The 20,607-nt window shown below is 68.1% G+C and carries 18 protein-coding genes; 15 read left to right on the top strand and 3 right to left on the bottom strand.

Going from position 1 to position 20,607, the window contains the following annotated elements:
* Positions 1 to 37 precede the first annotated feature (37 nt).
* The 15 genes from AC3WQY_RS09220 to AC3WQY_RS09290 all read left to right on the top strand — a co-directional run bounded on the left by AC3WQY_RS09220 (position 38) and on the right by AC3WQY_RS09290 (position 17,713).
* Entirely contained in the window at positions 38 to 1,405 is a 1,368-nt protein-coding gene (locus tag AC3WQY_RS09220) for a glutamine synthetase family protein (protein WP_492707671.1), read from the top strand.
* Positions 1,406 to 1,431: 26 nt separating this feature from the next.
* Complete coding sequence (locus AC3WQY_RS09225) at positions 1,432 to 2,835, top strand: aspartate aminotransferase family protein (RefSeq protein ID WP_492707673.1); 1,404 nt, start codon at positions 1,432 to 1,434, stop codon at positions 2,833 to 2,835.
* 115 nt (positions 2,836 to 2,950) lie between these two features.
* On the top strand, positions 2,951 to 4,075 hold the full coding sequence (locus AC3WQY_RS09230) for a polyamine ABC transporter substrate-binding protein (protein ID WP_492707675.1): 1,125 nt from the start codon (positions 2,951 to 2,953) through the stop codon (positions 4,073 to 4,075).
* Positions 4,076 to 4,083: 8 nt separating this feature from the next.
* Positions 4,084 to 5,190, top strand: coding sequence for an ABC transporter ATP-binding protein (locus tag AC3WQY_RS09235; RefSeq protein ID WP_492707678.1), 1,107 nt, complete (start codon positions 4,084 to 4,086; stop codon positions 5,188 to 5,190).
* Complete coding sequence (locus AC3WQY_RS09240) at positions 5,187 to 6,131, top strand: ABC transporter permease subunit (RefSeq protein WP_285232373.1); 945 nt, start codon at positions 5,187 to 5,189, stop codon at positions 6,129 to 6,131. Before AC3WQY_RS09235 ends, AC3WQY_RS09240 begins: the two co-directional genes overlap by 4 nt.
* Positions 6,128 to 7,006 carry an ABC transporter permease gene (locus tag AC3WQY_RS09245; RefSeq protein WP_492707681.1) on the top strand — a complete coding sequence of 293 codons (879 nt, stop codon included), beginning with the start codon at positions 6,128 to 6,130 and terminating at the stop codon, positions 7,004 to 7,006. The genes AC3WQY_RS09240 and AC3WQY_RS09245 overlap by 4 nt, the downstream gene beginning before the upstream one ends.
* 46 nt (positions 7,007 to 7,052) lie before the next feature.
* Positions 7,053 to 8,447, top strand: a complete 1,395-nt coding sequence (locus AC3WQY_RS09250; RefSeq protein WP_492707684.1) for a DUF3138 family protein — start codon at positions 7,053 to 7,055, stop codon at positions 8,445 to 8,447.
* A gap of 9 nt (positions 8,448 to 8,456) precedes the next feature.
* Positions 8,457 to 9,950, top strand: a complete 1,494-nt coding sequence (locus tag AC3WQY_RS09255) for an aldehyde dehydrogenase (protein ID WP_492707686.1) — start codon at positions 8,457 to 8,459, stop codon at positions 9,948 to 9,950.
* A gap of 24 nt (positions 9,951 to 9,974) precedes the next feature.
* Positions 9,975 to 11,318 (top strand): type III glutamate--ammonia ligase, encoded by a 1,344-nt coding sequence (locus tag AC3WQY_RS09260; protein ID WP_492707688.1) that lies wholly within the window; start codon positions 9,975 to 9,977, stop codon positions 11,316 to 11,318.
* Positions 11,319 to 11,329: 11 nt separating this feature from the next.
* The gene (locus tag AC3WQY_RS09265; RefSeq protein WP_492707690.1) at positions 11,330 to 12,229 is read left to right on the top strand and encodes a DMT family transporter; all 900 of its coding nucleotides are present in this window, start codon (positions 11,330 to 11,332) and stop codon (positions 12,227 to 12,229) included.
* A gap of 54 nt (positions 12,230 to 12,283) precedes the next feature.
* Positions 12,284 to 13,252 carry a M14 family metallopeptidase gene (locus AC3WQY_RS09270; RefSeq protein ID WP_492707692.1) on the top strand — a complete coding sequence of 323 codons (969 nt, stop codon included), beginning with the start codon at positions 12,284 to 12,286 and terminating at the stop codon, positions 13,250 to 13,252.
* Between the two features lie 10 nt (positions 13,253 to 13,262).
* Complete coding sequence (locus AC3WQY_RS09275) at positions 13,263 to 13,916, top strand: DsbA family oxidoreductase (protein ID WP_492707694.1); 654 nt, start codon at positions 13,263 to 13,265, stop codon at positions 13,914 to 13,916.
* Between the two features lie 66 nt (positions 13,917 to 13,982).
* Entirely contained in the window at positions 13,983 to 15,326 is a 1,344-nt protein-coding gene (locus AC3WQY_RS09280; RefSeq protein ID WP_492707697.1) for a PEP-CTERM sorting domain-containing protein, read from the top strand.
* 72 nt (positions 15,327 to 15,398) lie between these two features.
* Positions 15,399 to 16,379, top strand: a complete 981-nt coding sequence (locus AC3WQY_RS09285) for a recombination-associated protein RdgC (RefSeq protein ID WP_492707699.1) — start codon at positions 15,399 to 15,401, stop codon at positions 16,377 to 16,379.
* A 71-nt stretch (positions 16,380 to 16,450) separates the two neighbouring features.
* Positions 16,451 to 17,713 (top strand): HD-GYP domain-containing protein, encoded by a 1,263-nt coding sequence (locus tag AC3WQY_RS09290; RefSeq protein ID WP_285232383.1) that lies wholly within the window; start codon positions 16,451 to 16,453, stop codon positions 17,711 to 17,713.
* Here AC3WQY_RS09290 and AC3WQY_RS09295 read toward each other — a convergent pair.
* Genes AC3WQY_RS09295 through AC3WQY_RS09305 form a run of 3 tightly spaced genes read right to left on the bottom strand, consistent with a single transcriptional unit; the run spans position 17,689 to position 20,563 of the window.
* Complete coding sequence (locus AC3WQY_RS09295) at positions 17,689 to 18,978, bottom strand: DEAD/DEAH box helicase (RefSeq protein WP_492707702.1); 1,290 nt, start codon at positions 18,976 to 18,978, stop codon at positions 17,689 to 17,691. The genes AC3WQY_RS09290 and AC3WQY_RS09295 overlap by 25 nt on opposite strands.
* Positions 18,979 to 19,028: 50 nt before the next feature.
* On the bottom strand, positions 19,029 to 19,595 hold the full coding sequence (locus tag AC3WQY_RS09300; RefSeq protein ID WP_492707704.1) for a methylated-DNA--[protein]-cysteine S-methyltransferase: 567 nt from the start codon (positions 19,593 to 19,595) through the stop codon (positions 19,029 to 19,031).
* The gene (locus AC3WQY_RS09305; protein ID WP_492707706.1) at positions 19,592 to 20,563 is read right to left on the bottom strand and encodes an MBL fold metallo-hydrolase; all 972 of its coding nucleotides are present in this window, start codon (positions 20,561 to 20,563) and stop codon (positions 19,592 to 19,594) included. The genes AC3WQY_RS09300 and AC3WQY_RS09305 overlap by 4 nt, the downstream gene beginning before the upstream one ends.
* Positions 20,564 to 20,607 lie beyond the last annotated feature (44 nt).

Here is a 20,607-nt window from a genome sequence, read left to right on the forward strand (position 1 = left end):
CCCGCCACGGCGCCAAGACCAGAAGATGAGGTGAAACATGGTGGTCAGAACAGAACGTAGCTTTGCCGAGCTGGAACAGTGGTTCCGCGAGCATCGCGTCACCGAGATCGAGTGCCTGGTGCCCGACCTCACCGGTGTGGCGCGTGGCAAGATCCTGCCGCGCGAGAAATTTACCGAAGACCGCGGCATGCGCCTGCCCGAGGCCGTGGTGGCAATGGGCGTGACGGGCGAGTTCCCCGAGGAGGGGCCTTACTACGACGTCATCAGCCCGAATGACATGGACATGCACTTGCGCGCCGACCCAACCACGGCCCGCCTGGTGCCCTGGGCGGTGGACCCCACCGCGCAAATCATCCACGACTGCTTCGACCGCGACGGCCAGCTCGTGCCCTTTGCGCCACGCTCGGTGCTGCGCCGCGTCTGCGACCTGTTCGCGGCCGAGGGCTGGGACCCGGTGGTGGCGCCCGAGCTGGAGTTCTACCTGGTGGCGCGCAACACCGATCCCGACATGCCGCTCAAGCCCCCGGTGGGCCGCAGCGGCCGCGCCGAGACCTCGCGCCAGGCCTATTCGATCGACGCGGTGAACGAGTTCGATCCGCTCTTCGAGGATGTCTACGACTACTGCGAGAAGATGGAGCTCAATGTCGACACCCTGATCCACGAGGTGGGCGCCGGCCAGATGGAGATCAACTTCTTCCACGCCCACCCGATGGGCCTGGCGGACGAGGTGTTCTTCTTCAAGCGCACCGTGCGCGAGGCGGCGCTGCGCCACGACATGTTCGCCACCTTCATGGCCAAGCCCATCGCCGGCGAGCCCGGCAGCGCCATGCATGTGCACCAGAGCGTGATCAACAAGGCCACCGGTCGCAATCTCTTCAGCAACGAGGATGGCAGCCCGAGCCAGGAGTTCTTCTGGTACATCGGCGGCTTGCAGAAATACATCCCCGCCGCGATGGCGCTGTTCGCGCCCTATGTGAACAGCTACCGCCGCCTGGCACGCTTCACCGCCGCGCCCATCAACATCCAGTGGGGCACCGACAACCGCACCGTGGGCATACGCTCGCCGCTGGCGCCACCGCAGGCGCGCCGCATCGAGAACCGCGTCATCGGTGCTGATGCCAACCCCTATGTGGCACTGGCCGCCACCCTGGCCTGCGGCTACCTGGGCATCAAGAACCGCATCGAGCCCACGCCCGAGTGCAAGGGGGATGCCTATCTGGGCGACTTCCAGCTGCCGCGCAGCCTGGGCGAGGCGCTGGAGCTGCTGCGCAACGAGAAGGACCTGGCCAGCGTGCTGGGTGAATCCTTCATCACGGTCTACACCGAGATCAAAGAGATCGAGTATGCGGAGTTCATGAAAGTGATCTCCCCCTGGGAACGCGAGCACCTGCTGCTGCACGTCTGACCCCAACCTCTTCCGGAGCATCCACCATGAGCCATGTTGTTCAGGCGGCGCAGCGCGCCGCGAGTCGCAGTACCAAGGAATGGCAGGACGCCGATTCCAAGCATTTCTTCCACCCCTTCACCGACCACGGTGGCCTGGCCAAGAAGGGCGCGCGCATCATCACGCGCGCCGAGAACATCTACATCTGGGACAGCGAGGGCCACAAGATCCTCGACGGCATGAGCGGCCTGTGGTGCGTCAACACCGGCTATGGCCAGCAGGCCCTGGTCGACGCCGCGGCCAAGCAGATGAAGGAGCTGCCCTTCTACAACGCCTTCTTCCAGACCTCCACCCCGCCCGCCATCGAGCTGGCCGAGCTGCTGGCCGAGGTGACGCCGCCGCAGTTCAAGCATGTGTTCTTCACCAGCTCCGGCTCGGAGGGCAATGACACTGTGGTGCGCATGGTGCGGCGCTACTGGGACATCAAGGGCCAGCCCGAGCGCAAGACCATCATCGGACGCATCAACGGCTACCACGGCTCCACCATGGCCGGTGCCTCGCTGGGCGGCATGAGCGGCATGCATGCCCAGGGCGGCCTGCCCATCCCCGACATCGTGCACATCCAGCAGCCGCATTGGTTCGAGCTGGGCCAGGGCATGAGCCGCGAGGCCTTCGGCCTCAAGGCCGCGGGCTGGCTGGAAGAGAAGATCCTCGAGGTGGGCCCCGAGCGCGTGGCCGCCTTCATCGGCGAGCCGGTGCAGGGCGCCGGTGGCGTGATCGTGCCGCCCAGCACCTACTGGCCCGAGATCCAGCGAATCTGCGACAAGTACGGCATCCTGCTCGTCAGCGACGAGGTGATCTGCGGTTTCGGCCGCACCGGCAACTGGTTTGGCTGCGAGACCATGGGCACCCGGCCCGACCTGATGACCTTTGCCAAGGGCGTGACCTCGGGCTATGTGCCGCTGGGCGGCGTGATGGTCGGCGACCGCGTGGCGCAGGCCCTGATCGACGATGGCGGCGAGTTCAACCACGGCTTCACCTACTCGGGCCACCCGGTGGCCTGCGCCGTGGCCCTGGCCAATATCAAGCTGATCCAGCAGCTCAACCTGGTCAGCCATGTGAAGAACAATATCGGCCCCTATCTGGCCGAGCGCTTTGCCGAGCTCAACGATCACCCGCTGGTGGGCGAGACCCAGACCTGCGGAATGATGGGCGCGGTGCAGCTGGTCAAGGCCAAGCCCGGCACGACCTTTGCGAGTGAATTGGAGGTCGGCATGGTCTGCCGCGCCCATTGCTTCGGCAACGGACTCATCATGCGCGCCGTCGGCGATCGCATGATCGTCGCCCCGCCCCTGGTGATGACACGGCCCCAGATCGACGAAATGATGGTGCTGATACGCCGCTGTCTAGACCTGACCCTCGCCGAAGTACGCGAGCGGGGCTGGCTCTGAAGCGGGTAGCCGACACCCCAGGGTTTTGAGGTATGGGGTGGCTCACGGGGCCGCCCTAGACTGAGCCGATCCATCCCCATCCAGCGTTTGCTCTCAATCGATACGGAGTCCCCCGATGAAACCGAATCTGCCCCGCCTTGCCACCTCGCTGAGCCTCTTGCTTGCCGCCACCGCCACGCTGTGGGCCGGTGCGGCGCGCGCGCAGGACGAAGAGAAAGTTCTCAATGTCTACAACTGGTCCGACTACATCGCCGAAGACACCCTGAAGAACTTCGAGAAGGAAACCGGCATCAAGGTGCGCTACGACAATTTCGACAACAACGAAATCGTCCACGCCAAGCTGGTGGCGGGCAAGACCGGCTACGACGTGGTGGTGCCCTCGTCCTACTGGGCCAAGCTGCAGGCCGATGGCGGCCTGCTGCGCAAGATCGACAAGAGCCAGATCCCCAACTACAAGAACCTGGACCCGGATGTGCAGGCCCAGCTTGCCAAGCTGGACCCGGGCAACGAGTACATGGTGAACTGGCTGTGGGGCTTCACCACCGTGGGCATCAATGTCGACAAGGTGAAGGCAGCGCTGGGCGCCACGCCGATGCCCGACAACACCTGGGATCTGGTGTTCAAGCCCGAGTACATCAGCAAGCTCAAGAGCTGCGGCGTCAGCTTCCTCGATTCCGCCACCGAGATCATCCCCGCCGCCCTGCACTACCTGGGCAAGCCGGCCTACAGCAAGAGCCAGGGCGACTATGCCGGCGTGCCGGCACTCTTGAAGTCGATCCGCTCCTCGGTCACCCTGTTCAGCTCCTCGGGCTATATCAACGACATGGCCAACGGCTCGATCTGCCTGGCGCTGGGCTGGTCGGGTGACATCAATATCGCGCGCCAGCGCGCCATCGACGGCAAGACCGGCCAGAACATCCAGGCGCTGATCCCCAAGACCGGCGGCATCATCTTCATGGACACCATGGTGATTCCGGCCGATGCGCCCCACCCCGGCAACGCGCACAAGTTCATCAACTACATCCTGCGCCCCGAGGTGCATGCCGGCCTGACCAACAAGGTCTTCTACGCCAACCCCAACAAGGAAGCGAAGAAGTTCGTCAAGCCCGAGGTGGCCAACAACCCCAGCGTGTTCCTGAGCGATGCCGACATGAAGAAGATGGCCGCGCCCGATGCCATCAACAACGACATCCGCCGCACCATGACGCGCATGTACACCTCCTTCAAGACCGGACTCTGAGGACAGCGATGAGTAGCAGCAGCAGCGCGAGCCCGGCCTATTTGCAGATCCAGAACGTCGTGAAGGATTTCGGCGGCGGTGCCGTCGCCGTCAACCATGTCTCGATCGACATCCAGAAGGGCGAGATCTTCGCCCTGCTGGGCTCGTCCGGCTGCGGCAAGACCACGCTGCTGCGCATGCTGGCGGGCTTCGAAACGCCCACCAGCGGCCGCATCATCCTGAACGGCCAGGACCTGGCCGGCATGCCGCCCTATGCCCGGCCCATCAACATGATGTTCCAGAGCTATGCGCTGTTTCCGCACCTCACCGTGTGGGACAACATCGCCTTCGGCCTGCGCCGCGACGGCTGCCCCAAGGACGAGGTGACCAGCCGCGTCGAGGCCATGCTCAAGCTGGTGCAGCTGGGCAAGTACGCCAAGCGCAAGCCGCACCAGCTCTCGGGCGGCCAGCAGCAGCGCGTGGCGCTGGCGCGCAGCCTGGCCAAGAAGCCGCAGCTGCTCTTGCTGGACGAGCCGCTCGGCGCGCTCGACAAGAAGCTGCGCGAGGAAACCCAGATCGAGCTGGTCAACATCATCGAGGAGGTGGGCGTGACCTGCGTGATGGTCACGCACGACCAGGAAGAGGCCATGACGATGGCCTCGCGCATCGCGGTGATGAGCGAGGGTCAGGTCTTGCAGGTGGGCGCGCCGGTGGACATCTACGAGACCCCCGCCACCCGCTTCGTGGCCGACTTCATCGGCAACGTCAACATGATGGACGGCACCCTCTCGGTGGACGAGCCCGACCATGTGGTGATCGACTGCCAGGACTGCCGGCATCTGGTCGGCCATGGCATCACCGGCGTGCCCGGCATGGCGGTGGGCGTGGCGCTGCGGCCCGAGAAGATCCAGCTCAGCGCCGACAAGCCCGAGGGCGAGTTCAACCAGGTGCTCGGCAAGGTGCGCGACCTGGCCTACTTCGGTGCCTTCACGGTCTACCACCTGCAGCTGCCCAGCGGCCAGGTCATCAAGGTCAGCGAGAGCAACCACACCCGCTACCGCAACGAGCCGCTGACGTGGGATCAGGAGGTCTGGGCCTCCTGGTCGCCCACGGCCCAGGTGGTGCTGACGCAATGAAGGCAAGGACGATGGCCAAGCCCAGCTTCATCCAAGGCCTGCTGCGCGGGCGCACGGCGGTGATCGGCCTGCCCTATGCATGGCTGCTGATTTTCTTTGCCCTGCCCTTCGTGATCGTCGCCAAGATCAGCGTCTCTGAGATGGAGACCGTCCATTTCAAGGACCTGATCAGCTATGCCGACGGCATGCTCAGGCTCTCGATCAAGCTGGGCAACTACCTCTTCATCACCCAGGACGACCTCTACTTCCTGTCCTATGTGGCCAGCCTCAAGTACGCGGCGGTCACCACCGTGGGTTGCCTGCTGATCGGCTACCCCTTCGCCTACTTCATGGCGCGCGCCCGCGGCACCCTGCAGCCGGCGCTCTTGATGCTGGTGATGCTGCCGTTCTGGACCTCCTTCCTCCTGCGCGTCTATGCCTGGAAGGGCCTGCTGGGCGAGCATGGCTGGGTGGCCGAGGCGATCGAGGCGGTGGGGCTGGACCAGCTGCTGCTGGCCGCCGGCCTGATCCCGGCGCTGGGCAAGCTGATGAACACGCCCTTCTCCCTGGTGGTGGGCATGATCTATACCTACCTGCCCTTCATGATCCTGCCGCTCTATGCCAGCCTGGCCAAGATGGACCTGCGCCTGCTGGAGGCCGCGGCCGACCTGGGCGCCACGCCCTGGGTGGGCTTCTGGCGCATCACCGTGCCGCTCTCCAAGGCCGGCATCATCGCGGGCTCGATGCTGGTGTTCATTCCCTGCGTCGGCGAGTTCGTCATCCCCGAACTGCTGGGCGGGCCCCAGACCCTGATGATCGGCCGCGTGCTGTGGGACGAGTTCTTCAGCAACAACGACTGGCCGATGGCCTCGGCGGTGGCGGTGGTGATGATCCTGCTGATCATCGTGCCGCTGGCGATCTTCAACAAATACCAGGCCGAGAGCCAGGAGGCCAAGCGATGAGCAGCGGCGCCACCATCAAGGCCAAGCGTGCCATCCTGGGCCCGCAGGCCACGCGCTGGTTCGGCCGCGGCTGGCTGGGCCTGGGCTATGTGTTCCTCTACCTGCCGATCCTGGCGCTCATCATCTACTCCTTCAACGACTCGAACATCGCCTCGGTCTGGGGCGGTTTCACGCTGAAGTGGTATGGCCAGCTGCTGCAGGACCGCGAGGTCGTCACCGGCCTGTGGCTGTCGATGCAGATCGCCTTCGTGACCGCCTGCAGCTCGGTACTGCTGGGCATCTTCGCGGCCTTCGCGCTGGTCAAGTACAAGCGCTTCAAGGGCCGCACCCTGTTCGCCGGCATGGTCAACGCACCGCTGGTGATGCCCGAGGTGATCGTGGGCCTGTCGCTGCTGCTGATGCTGGTGTCGATGCAGCGCGCCCTGGGCTTCCCCGAGCGCGGCATGCTCACCATCTGGCTGGGCCATCTGCTGCTGGGCCTGGCCTATGCCACGGTGGTGATCGGCGCGCGCCTGCAAGACCTGCCCCCGCAGCTGGAAGAGGCCGCCATGGACCTGGGTGCCAAGCCCTTCCAGGTCTTCATGCTGGTGACGCTGCCGATGATTGCGCAATCGCTGCTGTCGGCCTGGCTGCTCACCTTCACGCTCTCGCTCGACGACGTCGTGCTCTCGGCCTTTCTCTCCGGCCCGGGCGCCACCACCCTGCCCCTGGTGATCTTCTCGCGCGCCCGGCTCGGCGTCTCGCCCAGCATCAATGCGGTGGCCACCGTGATCATCCTGGTGGTCTCGGTGGGGGTGATCCTGGCCAGCGTGCTGATCGCGCGCCAGGAACGTCGCCGCGCCCAGGAAATGGCCGCCGCCCAACGCGGCGGCTGAACAGATTCGCCACAGTCCGCACCACATACCCACAGAGGAGTACTCGATGAAAGCCCCACAGCTCGCCTCCCTCACGCTCGCTCTTGCCGCAGCCTTCTCAGGAAGCGCACAGGCGCAGAGCAACGAGGACCTGCTCAAGGAATTGCGCGCCCTGCGCGATCGCGTCAACCAGCTGGAAGAGCGCCTCAAGGCCGCCGAGTCCAAGCCCGCGCCAGCGCCCAGTCAGGCGCCGACCCAAGCTCAATGGGGCATGACCCCGCAGCAGGTGCAGGACTTCAACCGCATCGCCGTCAAGACCGAGGCGCTGGAAGACGCCTCCGAGGCGCTGGGCTACAAGCAGCTGAAGATCAGCGGCTATGTGGAACCCGCCTATATCGCCAACCGCGCGCAGAACCGTGCCGGCTTCCAGTTCCTCAACAATGTGGCCAGCGACGGCTACAACTACGACAACTCCTACCTGGGCACGATGGCCCTGGACTTCCTGAAGGAGACCGAGAGCGGCACGCGCTGGCACCTGACGCTCTCGCCCAACCGCGGCACCGACAGCGTGATCGGCAACGGCGGCATCATCCATGAGGCCACCGTCTCGATCCCGCTGGGCGATCTGCAGACCCGCTTCATCGCCGGCCACACCCCCGACTGGTCGGGCTACGAGTACCTGCCGCCCACGCAGAACAAGCTGATCAGCCACAACCTGCTGTTCGACTTCACCCTGCCCACCGCCTACACCGGCGCCGGCCTGGAGCTGACGCGTGGCAAATGGATCATGAAGGGCATGCTCGCGAACATGAACGCGTCCATGCAGTCGGCCGGCGAGAAGGCGCCGGTGCTGGCCTACCGCGTCGACTACGCCAAGGGCGAGTTCCAGGGCTTCGGCTTTGCCGGCGTGCATGGCAAGGCCGCCAATCTGGTGGGCGGCACCAAGAACACGGCGCTCAATCTGTTCGAGGCCGATGCCTACTTCATCCGCGGCGACTGGACCCTGCAGGGCCAGCTGAGCTATGGCATGCAGAAGCAGGCCGCCATCACGCCCGACCCCGATACCGGCGAGCTGCGCACGGCCAAGTGGCTGGGGCTCTCGGCCCTGGCGGCCTACAAGTTCACGCCGCGCCTGGAAGGCGTGGCAAGGCTGGACTACATCAAGAACAACCAGAACGGCGGCGGCCTGCTGGGCTATGGCTCGGACGTGCGCAACGGCATCGGCCCGGCGGTGCTGGGCCGCGATGTCGACAGCGGCGAGCTGCTCTATGGCGATACCGAACGCGGCGCCAACCGCACGGCGCTGGCGATCGGCATGAACTACGCCTACGACCTCGCCACCACCTTCAAGCTCGAATACCGCTACGACCGCGCCAACCAGTCGGTGTTCGAGTTCGTCAAGGACGGCAGCTTCCGCAAGAGCAACAGCCTGCTCGGCGCCTCCGTGGTGGTGAAGTTCTGAGGATTGCGTATGAGCAGCAGCATCAACTGGCATGAGCGCGCGGCCGCGCTGACGATAGACGGCCGCCCGGTCATCAACGGGCGGCGCGTCGAGACCGAGGCGGGCCAGCAGTTCGACTGCATCTCGCCCATCCATGGCCGCAGCCTGGGCAAGGTGTCGCGCGGCCTGGCCGCCGACATCGATGCCGCGGTGGCGGCGGCGCGCCGCGCCTTCGACGACGGCCGCTGGGCTCAGCGGCCGCCGGCCGCACGCAAGAAGGTGCTGCTCGCCTTTGCCGACAAGATCCTCGCCGCCAAGGACGAGCTGGCCCTGCTGGAGACCCTGGACATGGGCAAGCCCATCCAGTACGCGCGCGCCGTCGACGTGCCGGCGGCGGCGCGCTGCATCGCCTGGTACGCCGAGGCGGTGGACAAGATCTACGACGAGATCGCACCCACCGGCCCGAACGCGCTGGCGCTGATACAGCGCGAGGCGATGGGCGTGGTGGGGGCCATCGTGCCCTGGAACTACCCGATGATCATGGCGGCCTGGAAGCTCGGGCCGGCGCTGGCGGCGGGCAATTCGGTGGTGCTCAAGCCCAGCGAGAAATCCCCGCTCACGGCGCTGCGCCTGGCCGAACTGGCGCTGGAGGCCGGCCTGCCCGAGGGCGTGTTCAACGTCGTGCCGGGCTTTGGCCACGAGGCCGGCGAGGCCCTGGCCCTGCACCCGGACGTGGATGCGATCGGCTTCACCGGTTCCACCCGGGTAGGCCGCAAGATGCTGGAGTACGCGGGTCGCTCCAACCTCAAGCGCGTCTACAACGAGCTGGGCGGCAAGTCGGCCTTCCTGGTGTTCCCGGATTTCGACGATCTCAAGCGCGCCGCCCAGACCGTCGCCGGCAGCATGTTCTTCAACCAGGGCGAGAGCTGCAATGCGCCGTCGCGTGTGCTGGTGCACGAAAGCATTGCCGACGAGTTCGTCGCCCTGGTGGCCGCCGAGGCCCCGGCCTACCAGCCGGGCGATCCGCTCGACCCCGAGACCGTGATGGGCGCCCTGGTCGACGACGGCCAGCTGCGCACCGTGATGAGCTATATCGAGGCCGGCCATGGCGAGGGCGCCACGGCGGTGGTGGGTGGCAAACAGGCGCGCAGCGAGAGCGGCGGCTTCTATGTCGAGCCCACCGTGTTCGCCGGCGTCAGCAACCAGATGAAGATCGCCCGCGAGGAGATCTTCGGCCCGGTGATGAGCGTGCTGCGCTTCAAGGACGAGGCCGACGCGATTGCGCAGGCCAATGATTCGAGTTACGGTCTGCAGGCCAGCGTCTGGAGCAGCCATGTGGACCGTGCGCACCGCGTGGCCCGAGCGCTACGCGCCGGCACCGTGCATGTGAACCAGTACGACGAGGACGACATCACCGTGCCCTTCGGCGGCTACAAGCAGAGCGGCAACGGGCGCGACAAGTCCCTGCATGCCTTCGACAAGTACACCGAGCTCAAGACCACCTGGCTGCGCATCAACACCTGACCCCCGCGGGTCGGCGAGGACCACATGAAAGACCTGCTGCAGCAACTCCGTTCCGCCCAGGTCCACACCCTGCTGGCGCAGTTCACCGACATCCACGGCGTCGCCAAGGGAAAATACCTGCCGATCGAGCAGCTCGACCAGCTGCTCACCGAGGGTGCCGGCTTCTCCGGCCCCTCGATCGCCGGCACCGGCCTGCCGCGCACCGGCCCGCGCAGCGAGTACTGGGGCCGCGGCATCGCCAGCACGGCCCAGGTGCTGCCCTGGATGCCCGGCTATGCGCGCATCGTCTGCGACGGCTATGTGGCCGGTGAGCCCTTTGACGCCTGCCCGCGCCAGGTGCTGCGCCGCGCCGAGGCGCAGCTCGCCAAGCAGGGCTGGTACCTGCGCACCGGCATCGAGCCCGAGTTCTTCCTGCTGCGCCGCGATGCACAGGCCGGCTACCTGCCCTTCGATGCGCGGGACGGGCTGGACAAGCCCTCCTACGACCTCAAGACCCTGCCACGCCAGGCCGGCCTGCTGCGCGAGCTGCACAAGGCCCTGGCCAGCAGCGGGCTGGAGGTGCTGCAGATCGACCATGAGGACGCGCAAGGCCAGTACGAGCTCAACTTCGGCCACGACCTGGCGCTGCGCAGCGCCGACCACCTGATGCTGTTCAAGCTCGCCGCCCAGGCGATCGCCGAGCAGCATGGTGCCGTGTTCTCGATGATGCCCAAGCCCTTCGCCAACCAGCCCGGCAGCGGCATGCATTTCCATGTCTCGATGTGGCGCGGCGAGGGCGAGGAAGCACAGTGCATGTTCGAGGACCATCCGGGCCAGCCGGCGCCGGGCGGCGCGGCGCTGATGCAGCATTTCATCGCCGGCGTGCTGGCCCATGCGGGCGCGCTGTGCGCGCTGGCAGCGCCCACCGTCAACTCCTACAAGCGCCTGGTGGTGGGCGAATCGCTCTCCGGCACCAGCTGGGCCCCCGCCTATGTGGCCCATGGCCCCAACAACCGCACGGCCCTGGTGCGCACGCTCAAGGGCCGCTTCGAGTGGCGCCTGCCGGATGCCTCGGCCAATCCCTATCTGGCCACCGCGGGCCTGATCGCCGCCGGGCTGGACGGCATCCAGCGCCGCCTGGCCCCGCCCCCGGCCTGCCAGGACGATCTGTTCGAGCTCACGCTGCCGGCATTGCGCCAGCGCGGCATCGCCCTGCTGCCGCAATCGCTGGACCAGGCGCTGGACGCGCTGGAGGCCGATGCGGTGATCGGTGCGGCGCTGGGCGAGGAGCTGCGCACGCAGTTCCTGCGGCTCAAGCGTGCCGAGGCGCTCAGCCATGCGCGCCATGTGAGCGACTGGGAACTGCGCCAGTACGCCGAACGCTACTGAAGCCCCGGCGATTGAGCTCCGCCCGCATACCCTGGCTGGCCTATGCCAGCCTGGCCCTCAGCACCGGCCTGGTCGGCAGCTATGTGGGCCTGTCCAAGCTGCTGGTGCTGGTGTTCCCGGTGTTCCTGCTGGCCTGGCTGCGCTTCGGCTTTGCGGCCGTGCTGATGCTGAGCTGGCTGCGGCGCGCGCCGCACGAGCCCCGGCTGGACCGCCGCACGCGCGGCCTGCTGTTCCTGGAGTCCTTCATCGGCAACTTCCTGTTCTCGATCTGCCTGCTCTATGGCCTGCGCAGCACCTCGGCGGTGGTGGCCGGCGTGCTGTTGGCGGGCATACCGGCGGCGGTGGCGGCCTTAAGCTGGCTGTTCCTGCGCGAGCACATCGCCCCGCGCGTGCTGATGGGGGTGGCGCTGAGCGTGGCCGGCATCGCCGTGGTGGCGCTCACGCGCGCTGACGGCGGCGGCGGCGCGGGCACCACCTGGGGCCCGCTGCTGGTGCTGGCCGCGGTGCTGTGCGAGGCCTGCTATGTGGTGATCGGCAAACGCCTCACGCAAGACCTGCCCCCGCGCCGCATCAGCGCCCTGATCAACCTCTGGGGCCTGGTGCTGGTGACGCCCTTGGGCCTGTGGCAGGCCTGGCGCTTCGACTTCGCTGCCGTGTCCATGGCCAGCTGGGGCTTGCTGGCCTTCTACGCCACCGCCGCCAGCATGGTGACGGTGTGGCTGTGGATGCACGGCCTGCAGCAGGTGCCGGCGGCGCGTGCCGGCGTCTTCATGGTTTTTTTACCCATCGCCACCGCCCTGGTCGGGCTGTTGGCGCTGGGCGAGGCAATCGGCAGCATGCAGGCCCTGGCCTACGGCCTGGCGCTGACCGGCGTGCTGCTGGCGACCTGGCCCGAGCGGATCAGGGCATAGGGCCGCGATGAAAAGCGATGGCCTGCCGCCGCGCGCCTACCCTACCATCGCGCCATGACGAGTACCGACACCCCCACCCATCTGCGCATCCACCAGTTTGCCGGCCTGGCCAAGGGCCCGCGCCTGCTCATCACCGGCGCCGTGCACGGCAACGAGATCTGCGGCAGCCTGGCGATCACGCGCCTGCTGGAGCAACTCGACCGCGGCGCGCTGCGCCTGCTGCGCGGCACCCTCACCTGCGTGCCGGTGGTCAACCCGCTGGCCTACCAGCGCGGCCAGCGCGAGGGCGAACGCAACCTAAACCGCAATCTGCGCGAGTGCCCGATCCCGCAGGATGTCGAAGACCGCATCGCCAACCAGCTCTGCCCCCTGCTGGCCGCGCACGAGGTGCTGCTGGACCTGCATTCCTTCCAGGGCCAGGGCCAGGCCTTCGTGATGCTGGGCCCGCGCGACAACCAGGGCGAGCTGGAGCCGTTTGCCCATGCCGCCGCCGAGGCCGCGCTAGCCGCGGCGCTGGGCCCCACGCGCATCGTCGAGGGCTGGCTCTCCACCTACGAGCTGGGCCTGCGCCGCCGCGCCGAGCAGGGCGCGCCCCTGCAGGACCCGCATTACGGCATGGGCACCACCGAGTACATGCGCGCCCGCGGCGGCTATGGCGTGACGCTGGAATGCGGCCAGCATGCCGACCCGCAGGCCCCCGAGGTGGCGTACCTGGCCATCCTGCGCACCCTGGTGCTGCTGGGCATGCTGGCGCCCGCCAGCGTCGACGCGCACCGCCCCGCCAGCCCACCCGAGCTGCTCAAGCTCTACGAGGTGGTGGACCGCCAGCACGAGGGCGACCGCTTCGAGCGCGAATGGGCCAGCTTCGATGCGCTCACGCAGGGCCAGCGCATCGGCACGCGCCACGACGGCACGCCGGTGCTGGCGCCGGCCGACGGCCGCATCGTCTTCCCGAACTCGAAAGCCCTGGCCGGCCATGAGTGGTTTTACCTGGCGCGAGCAAGCGATCGGCGGCTTGGCTAAAGTGCCGGCCATGAAAATCGATTTCGTCTCCGACATCTCCTGCCCCTGGTGCGCCATCGGGCTCAAATCGCTGCAGCAGGCGCTGGCGCGCATGCCCGATCTGCCGGTGGAGATGCATTTCCAGCCCTTCGAGCTCAACCCCCAGATGGGCGCCGAGGGCCAGAACATCGACGAGCACCTGCAGCAGAAGTACGGCGCCAGCACCGAGCAGGCCGCCGGCGTGCGCGAAGCGATCCGCAAGCGCGGTGCCGAGCTGGGCTTTGTGTTCGACATGCAGAACCGCAGCCGCATCTACAACACCTTCGATGCCCACCGCCTGCTGCACTGGGCCGGCGAGCAGAGCCCGGAGGCGCAGCGCGAGCTCAAGCTGGCGCTGTTCGGCGCCTATTTCACCGACGGCAAGAACCCCGGCGACCATGGCGTGATGCTGGACGCGGTGCGCGCGCTGAGCCCGGCGCTGGGGCTGGATGTGGAGGCCGCGCGCGCGGTGCTCGCCTCCGGGCGCTACGCCGCCGAGGTGCGCGAGCGCGAGGCCTTCTACCAGGCCCAGGGCATCCATTCGGTGCCCTCCATCATCATCAACGACCGCCACCTGATCCAGGGCGGCCAGGAGCCGGCGGTGTTCGAGGAAGTGCTGCGGCGGCTGGCGGCCGAGGCCGGCTAGTCAAATCTATGGACGCGGCGCCAGCGGGGCGGCCCTATCCTGGGCCACGCCTCGATGGAGATCGCCATGACCCGCCTGCCCCGCACGATCGCTGCCACGGCCCTGCTGGCCGTCATCGCCACCGCCCAGGCCGACCTGCCCAGCGCCGGCGCGAGCTTCGCGATGCGCTTGCAGAACAGCGCCAACAGCACCAACCGCGGCAGCGGCGACCTGTTGTTCTGGGGTCTGTTCAACCCCGAAGCGCCCCCCTCGCAGGCCGGCGCCACCGTCTGGAGTTTTGCCGCGCAATGCCCTCTAGGCATCAGCTGCGCGGCCAGCGTCAGCGGCGCCGGCTGGGTGCGCCAGCGCATCCTGGCGCGCGATTTCTCGACCCAGCCGCTGCAGTACTACGGCGCGCGCGCCTATGACCCGAACCTGACCGGGGCCTGGAACATCTGGCTGTCGACCGACAGCAGCTTCGCCAGCGGCACCCGCACCATCGTCGCCGCGCCACCGGTCGGCGCGGTGGCCGCCATGCCCTTTGTGCAGAGCATGTCGCTGCAATCGGCCGGGCTGACGCCCACCGTCAGCTGGACCCTGCCGGCCTCGGCCACCTCGATCGACCAGGTGCAGGTACGCGTCTTCGACAACAGCCACCAGATCCCCTCGATCTCGATGACACCGACCTCGCCGGGATCGACGCAGCAGAGCGACGTGATCTACACGCAGACGGTCGCCTCGGGCCAGTCGCTGACCCTGCCTGCGGGCCTGCTGCAATACGGCACCTCGTACTCGCTGGCCATCTCCCTGGACCATTTGCGGCCGGACCACAGCGTGCAGTCGCGCTCGCAATCCTTCTTCGACTACACGCCGATCGATCCAGGCAGCCTGGTCGGCGCGCCGACGAATATCGCGCTGCCGACGCTGAGCCCGGTGGCCAATGTGGTCGGAGCCGAGCAGGGCCCGGTCTACCAGTTCCATGTCGACTCGGTCTCGGCCGATGCGGTGACCTTCATCGACCCGGCCATCGCCAGCGGCTTCGACTACCGCACCGGCATCGGCGACCCGAACTTCAAGAGCGTGCAGATTGCCAGCCAGGTCGGCGACGGGCTCTACGAGGTCTATCTGTGGGACGGCAGCGCCTGGACCCTGGCGCAGGCCGGCCTGGCCGCCGGCGCCGGCTTCGACTTCGTGGCGGCCGGCCATGCCGGCGGCGTCGACCGCTTCCAGATCCGCGGCATCGAGCCCTCCGCCGGCCTCAGCGCCTTCGATCCCACCGCCTTCGTCACCGGGCTCACCTTCACCGGCACCGGCAGCTTCACCGGCACCATGCAGGCCATCGTCGCCGTGCCCGAGCCGGCGACGCTGGCCCTGTGGCTGGCCGGGTTCGGGCTGCTGGGCCTGACGCGGCGCAAGGCCCTCCGGTCCTGAGACAATAGCGGCTTTCATGCCAGGGGCGCCCGGCTCGGCCGGGCGCCCTTTTTTCTCCCCGAGGATTTTGCAGTGTTCAAGAACCTGATCGTGTACCGGATCGCCCCCGACTGGCAGCCCACCATCGAACAGTTCGAGGATGCCCTGGCCCAGGGCGCCTTCGTCGAATGTGGCGCCTCGCAGGCGCTTTCGATGGGCTGGGTGGAGCCGCGCGGCGTCAAGCACGCCCCGCTGGTAGAAAACGTGGGCGGCCATCTGCTGCTCAAGCTGATGATCGAGCAGCGCGTGCTGCCGGGCTCGGTGGTGAAGCGCCGGGTCGAGGAGCTGGCCGAGCGCATGGAGCAGGAAACCGGCCGCAAGCCGGGCAAAAAGGCCAAGAACGAGCTGAAGGAGCAGGTCACGCACGAGCTGCTGCCTCAGGCCTTCACCAAGCAATCGTCGATCCGCATCTGGATCAACCCGCGCCAGGGCCTCTTGATGATCGATGCCAGCTCGCCGGCCAAGGCCGACGAGGTGGTGACGCTGCTGGTCAAGCAGCTCGACGGGCTCTCGCTGCAGCTGGTGCAGACGGCCGAGTCGCCCGCCGCCTGCATGACGGCCTGGCTGCTGGACGGCGTGCCGCCCGCCGGCTTCACGATCGACCGCGAGTGCGAGCTCAAGAGCGAGGACGAGATGAAGTCGGTGGTGCGCTATGCCCGCCATGCGCTGGACATCGAGGAGGTGCGCCAGCACCTCACCGGCGGCAAGGCACCCACCAAGCTGGCGATGAGCTGGCGCGACCGCGTCTCCTTCATGCTCAGCGACACCTTGCAGATCAAGAAGATCGCCTTCCTGGATCTGGTCTTCGAGGGTCGCGACAAGCCCACCAAGGACGAGGCCTTCGACGCCGATGCGGCGCTGGCCACGCTGGAGCTGGGCCAGCTGATCCCCGAGCTGATCGAGGGCCTGGGCGGCGAGCACGACTTTGCCGCTGGCGGCAGCCTGCCGGCGGCGCTGCCGCAAGACCTGGCCCCGGCCAGTGCGCCGACGCTCGAGACCGCGCCCTGGGATTGATCTGACGCCTTGCGCGCCGGCGCGGCCAGCGCGCATGATGCAGGCAGATCTACCTCCCCAGTCAGCGCGTCATGGCAACAGGCCCCGATTACATCCACCCGAGCCAGCTCTGCATCGGCCTGCATGTGATGCTCGATCTGCCCTGGACCGAGCATCCCTTCACCTTCTCCAGCTTCAAGATCAAGGATCTGAACCAGATCCTGACCCTGCAATCCCTGGGGCTCAAGCGCATCCGCTACCTGCCCGGCAAGAGCGACGGTGAGCCTCTGGCCCTGCCGGCGGTGGACGCCGGCCGCGAGGCACCGCCCGCGGCCAGCAGCGATCTGGACAGCGAGGCCTACCGCGCCAAGCGCGAGCGCGTCGCGCGGCTGGCCGCGCAGCGCGCCCGCGTGGAGGCCTGCGAGCGCGAATTCCTCTCCGCGGCCAAGGCGCTCAAGAGCGTCAACCAGAACCTGTTCTCCCAGCCCGAGCAGGCCCGCGAGGAAGCGCTCAAGCTGGTGGCCACCATGGCCGAGTCCATGCTCACCGACGCCGAGGTGGCCATCAATCTGATGAAGGACAAGATCGGCGCCGACGAGACCTACCACCACGCCCTCAACGTGACGGTGCTGGCGATGATGCTGGCCAAGGAGCTGAAGGCGCCGCCCGAGGCCATCAAGCTGCTGGGCCTGGCCGCCCTGCTGCACGACATCGGCAAGTTCGACGTGCCCGAGCGCATCGTGCGCAAGCAGGAGCCGCTCACCAAGCCCGAGGCCGATCTGCTGCGCCAGCATTGCCAGTACGGCCTGGTGACGGGGCGCAAGCTGGGGCTCTCGCCCGAGGTGCTGAACGTGATCGTCCAGCACCATGAGCGCGTCGACGGCGGCGGTTATCCGGAGGGGCTGAAGGGCCCGCAGATCTCGATGCTGGCGCGCATCGTGGCGGTGGCCAACAGCTTCGACAATCTCTGCAACCCGGCCAATCCGGCGCGCGCGATGACGCCGCACGAGGCGCTCTCGGTGATGTATGGCCAGCAACGCGGCCAGTTCGAGGCCCTGCCGCTGAGCACCTTCATCCGCTGCATGGGCATCTACCCACCCGGCACGGTGGTGGTGCTGTCCAACGACAGCATGGCCATGGTGGTCTCGGTCAACAGCGCCCGGCCGCTCAAGCCCATGGTGCTGGTCTACGACGCCGGCGTGCCGCGGGACCAGGCCATCCTGGTGGACCTGGAGCAGGAGGCCGATGTGAGCATCGTGCGCACCCTCAAGCCCCAGCAACTGCCCGAGGCGGTGTTCGACTACCTCTCGCCGCGCAAGCGCCTGGCCTATTACTTCGACGCCAACAAGGGCTGAAGCCCATCGGCCGCGGCCGCCGCCGCTGCTGCTGCTGCTGCTTCACGCAGCTTGTCCTTCTTGCTCTTGCGCCGGCCCTTGATGCCGCCGGGGCCGGGCTCGGCGCTGAGCGCGGCGGCCGGCTCGAAGCCGGCGATCTGCTCGCGCGCCACGCGCTGGCCCTGGCGCTTCTCGATCAGGCGGAAATGCGCTTCGGAGTTCGTCACGGTCTCGCCGCTGATGAAGCTCAGCGCCTGACCGCTGGCGCCGGCGCGGCCGGTGCGGCCGATGCGGTGCAGGTAGTCGGCCGCCGAACGCGGCAGGTCGTAGTTGAGCACCACCGGCAGCTCCGGGATGTCCAGGCCGCGGGCCGCTACATCGGTGGCCACCAGCACCTGCAGCTCGCCGTCCTTGAGCGCCTGCAGCACGCGCGTGCGCGCCCCCTGGCTCAGCTCGCCATGCAGGGCGGCGGCCTTGACGCCATGGGCCCAGAGCTTGTCGGAGACATGCTCGGTAGCGTATTTGGTGGCCACGAACACCAGCGCGCGCGGCCAGGCCTCCTGCTGCAGCAGGTGGCGCAGCAGCGGCGTGCGCTTGGCGGCGTCGACGACGATGGCGCGCTGCTGGATCGCTTCGGTGCGCAGCGGCTCGGGCGCGATGGCGATGCGCGCCGGCGCCCGCAGCAAGCCGTTCGCCAGCGCCTCGACGGCGGGCGCGAAGGTGGCCGAGAAGAACAGGTTCTGGCGCCGCTGCGGCAGCAGCGCCAGCAGCCGGTTCAGCTCATCGGCAAAGCCCAGGTCGAGCAGGCGGTCCGCCTCGTCCAGCACCAGGGTGTGCACGGCGCCTAGGCGCAGGGCATTGTGTTCGATCAGGTCCAGCAGGCGACCGGGCGTGGCCACCATCACATCGCAACCGCCGCGCAAGCTCATCAACTGCGGGTTGATCGAGACGCCGCCGAAGGCCAGCGCGATGCGCAGCCTGGCCGGCAGCGCCTGCGCGAACTCGCGCAGCGCCTCGCCCACCTGGCTCACCAGCTCGCGCGTGGGCACCAGCACCAGCGCGCGCGGCTGGCGCGCCGCATCGGCGCCCTGCTCCCAGACGCGCTGCAACAGCGGCAGCGCGTAGGCGGCGGTCTTGCCCGAGCCGGTCTGGGCCAGGCCCAGCACATCACCGCCGCCGAGGATGGCGGGAATGGCGGCCGTCTGTATCGCCGTGGGTGCGTGGTAGCCCTGCTCGCGCACCGCGTGCACGAGGGCGGGCATCAGGCCCAGGGAGGCGAAGGACATGGGCGGGTCCCGGTGATCGGGAAGGCTGGGAGGGGGGCCAATTGTATGAGTCAGCCGAACAAGCCCGACTGCTCGCCGGCCATTTGCCCGGTGGCGCGCGCCTCGATGGCCAGCAGCCGCAGCTTGGTGGCCACCCCGCCATGGGCCGAGAAGCCTGTGCCCACGCCACCCGCACCCATCACGCGGTGGCAGGGCACGATGGGGGCGAAGGGGTTGTGGCCCTCGGCCTGGCCCACCGCGCGCGCCGCGCCGGGCAGGCCCAGGGCCTGGGCCAGCTCGCCATAGGTGCGCGTCTGGCCCACCGGGATGCGGCGCGTCAGCGCATGCACGCGCTGGTTGAACGCGGGGATGCCGGTCTCGTCGAGGCGGAACTCCAGCAGGTCGCGCGGCTCGCCGCGCAGCAGGGCTTGCACGCCCTCGACGGCGGCCCATACCTCGGCCGGCGGCGCGGCAGATTCGCGCGCCGTCGGGAAGCGCACGCGCATGCGGTCGCGCGTGGCCGCCGCGCTTTCCTCCGGCAGCTGCGCGCCAACGATGCCGCGCTCGCCCCAGGCGATGCCGCAGCAGCCGAGGGCGGTGTCGTAGCAGTGGAAGAACAAGAGAATCCGGTCGTTCATGGCGGGGCGCTGCAGAAGCGGTCGCGCGTGGCGGCGCGCAGATGCTGCTGGAAATAGTAGCCCAGCATGGCGCGGGCGCGCGGCTGTTCGGCGGGCGCGATCCAGGCCGCGGCATCCTGCAGCCATTGATCGGCGCATGCCCCCGGCCCCTGCGCGGAGGCGGCGCATTGCAGCAGCCTCCCATAGGATTCGCGATAGTGCTCGAACTCCTGCCGGCTCAGCACCGGCCCATGACCGGGCACCAGGCGGGTGAAGGGCTGGGCCGCCAGCGTCGCCAGCGCGGCCTGCCAGCCGCCCGCGCAGGCGGTATCGAGAAACGGCACGGGCAGGGTCACCAGATCGCCCGCCACCAGGGTCTGGCTGGCCAGGTCCAGCAGCCAGACATCGCCACCGCTCACCGCCCCCTTGATCACGCCCAGGCGCAGCTTGCGCCCGGCCAGGGTCAGGTCTTGCTGGGGCGCGCTGAGCCGCTCGTCGGGGCGCAGGCGCTCGGCCTGCTGCAGCAGGGCCAGGTCGATGCGCGCCGAACTCAGGCTGCTTTCATCAAGGTCTTGCGGCTTCTCGATCAAGCCCTCGAGCTGCCGGCGGTAAGCGGCGAGCCAGCCCTGCAGGGCGCCGTCGACGGCCGCGCTGGCGTAGACGCGCAGCCCCGGCCATTGCTGCCGGATGAGCGCATTGCCGCCCAGATGGTCGAGATGCCAATGGCTGTTGACGAGGGCCAGCGCGGCGCCGCCCTGCCCCTCGGCGCGCATGAAATCCAGCAGCGCCTGGGTCTGCGCGGCGTGGCGGCCGCTGTCCAGCAACACCCAGCCCTGCGCACCGCGCAGCAGCACGCTGTTGCCGTCGGGCTGGGCGCCCGGGGCATGACTGCCGGGCAGCCAGAAGACGCCATCATCCAGCGTTTGTGGGGCGGCAGCGTGGGCCGCGGTGCACAGCATGAGGCTCAACACAAGCAGGTGGCGCAACATGGGGTCTCCTTGATGCTGCCAGCATGCCAGGCTTGTGGGCCCGG

The organism is Roseateles sp. FW301-B2, from assembly GCF_058788955.1.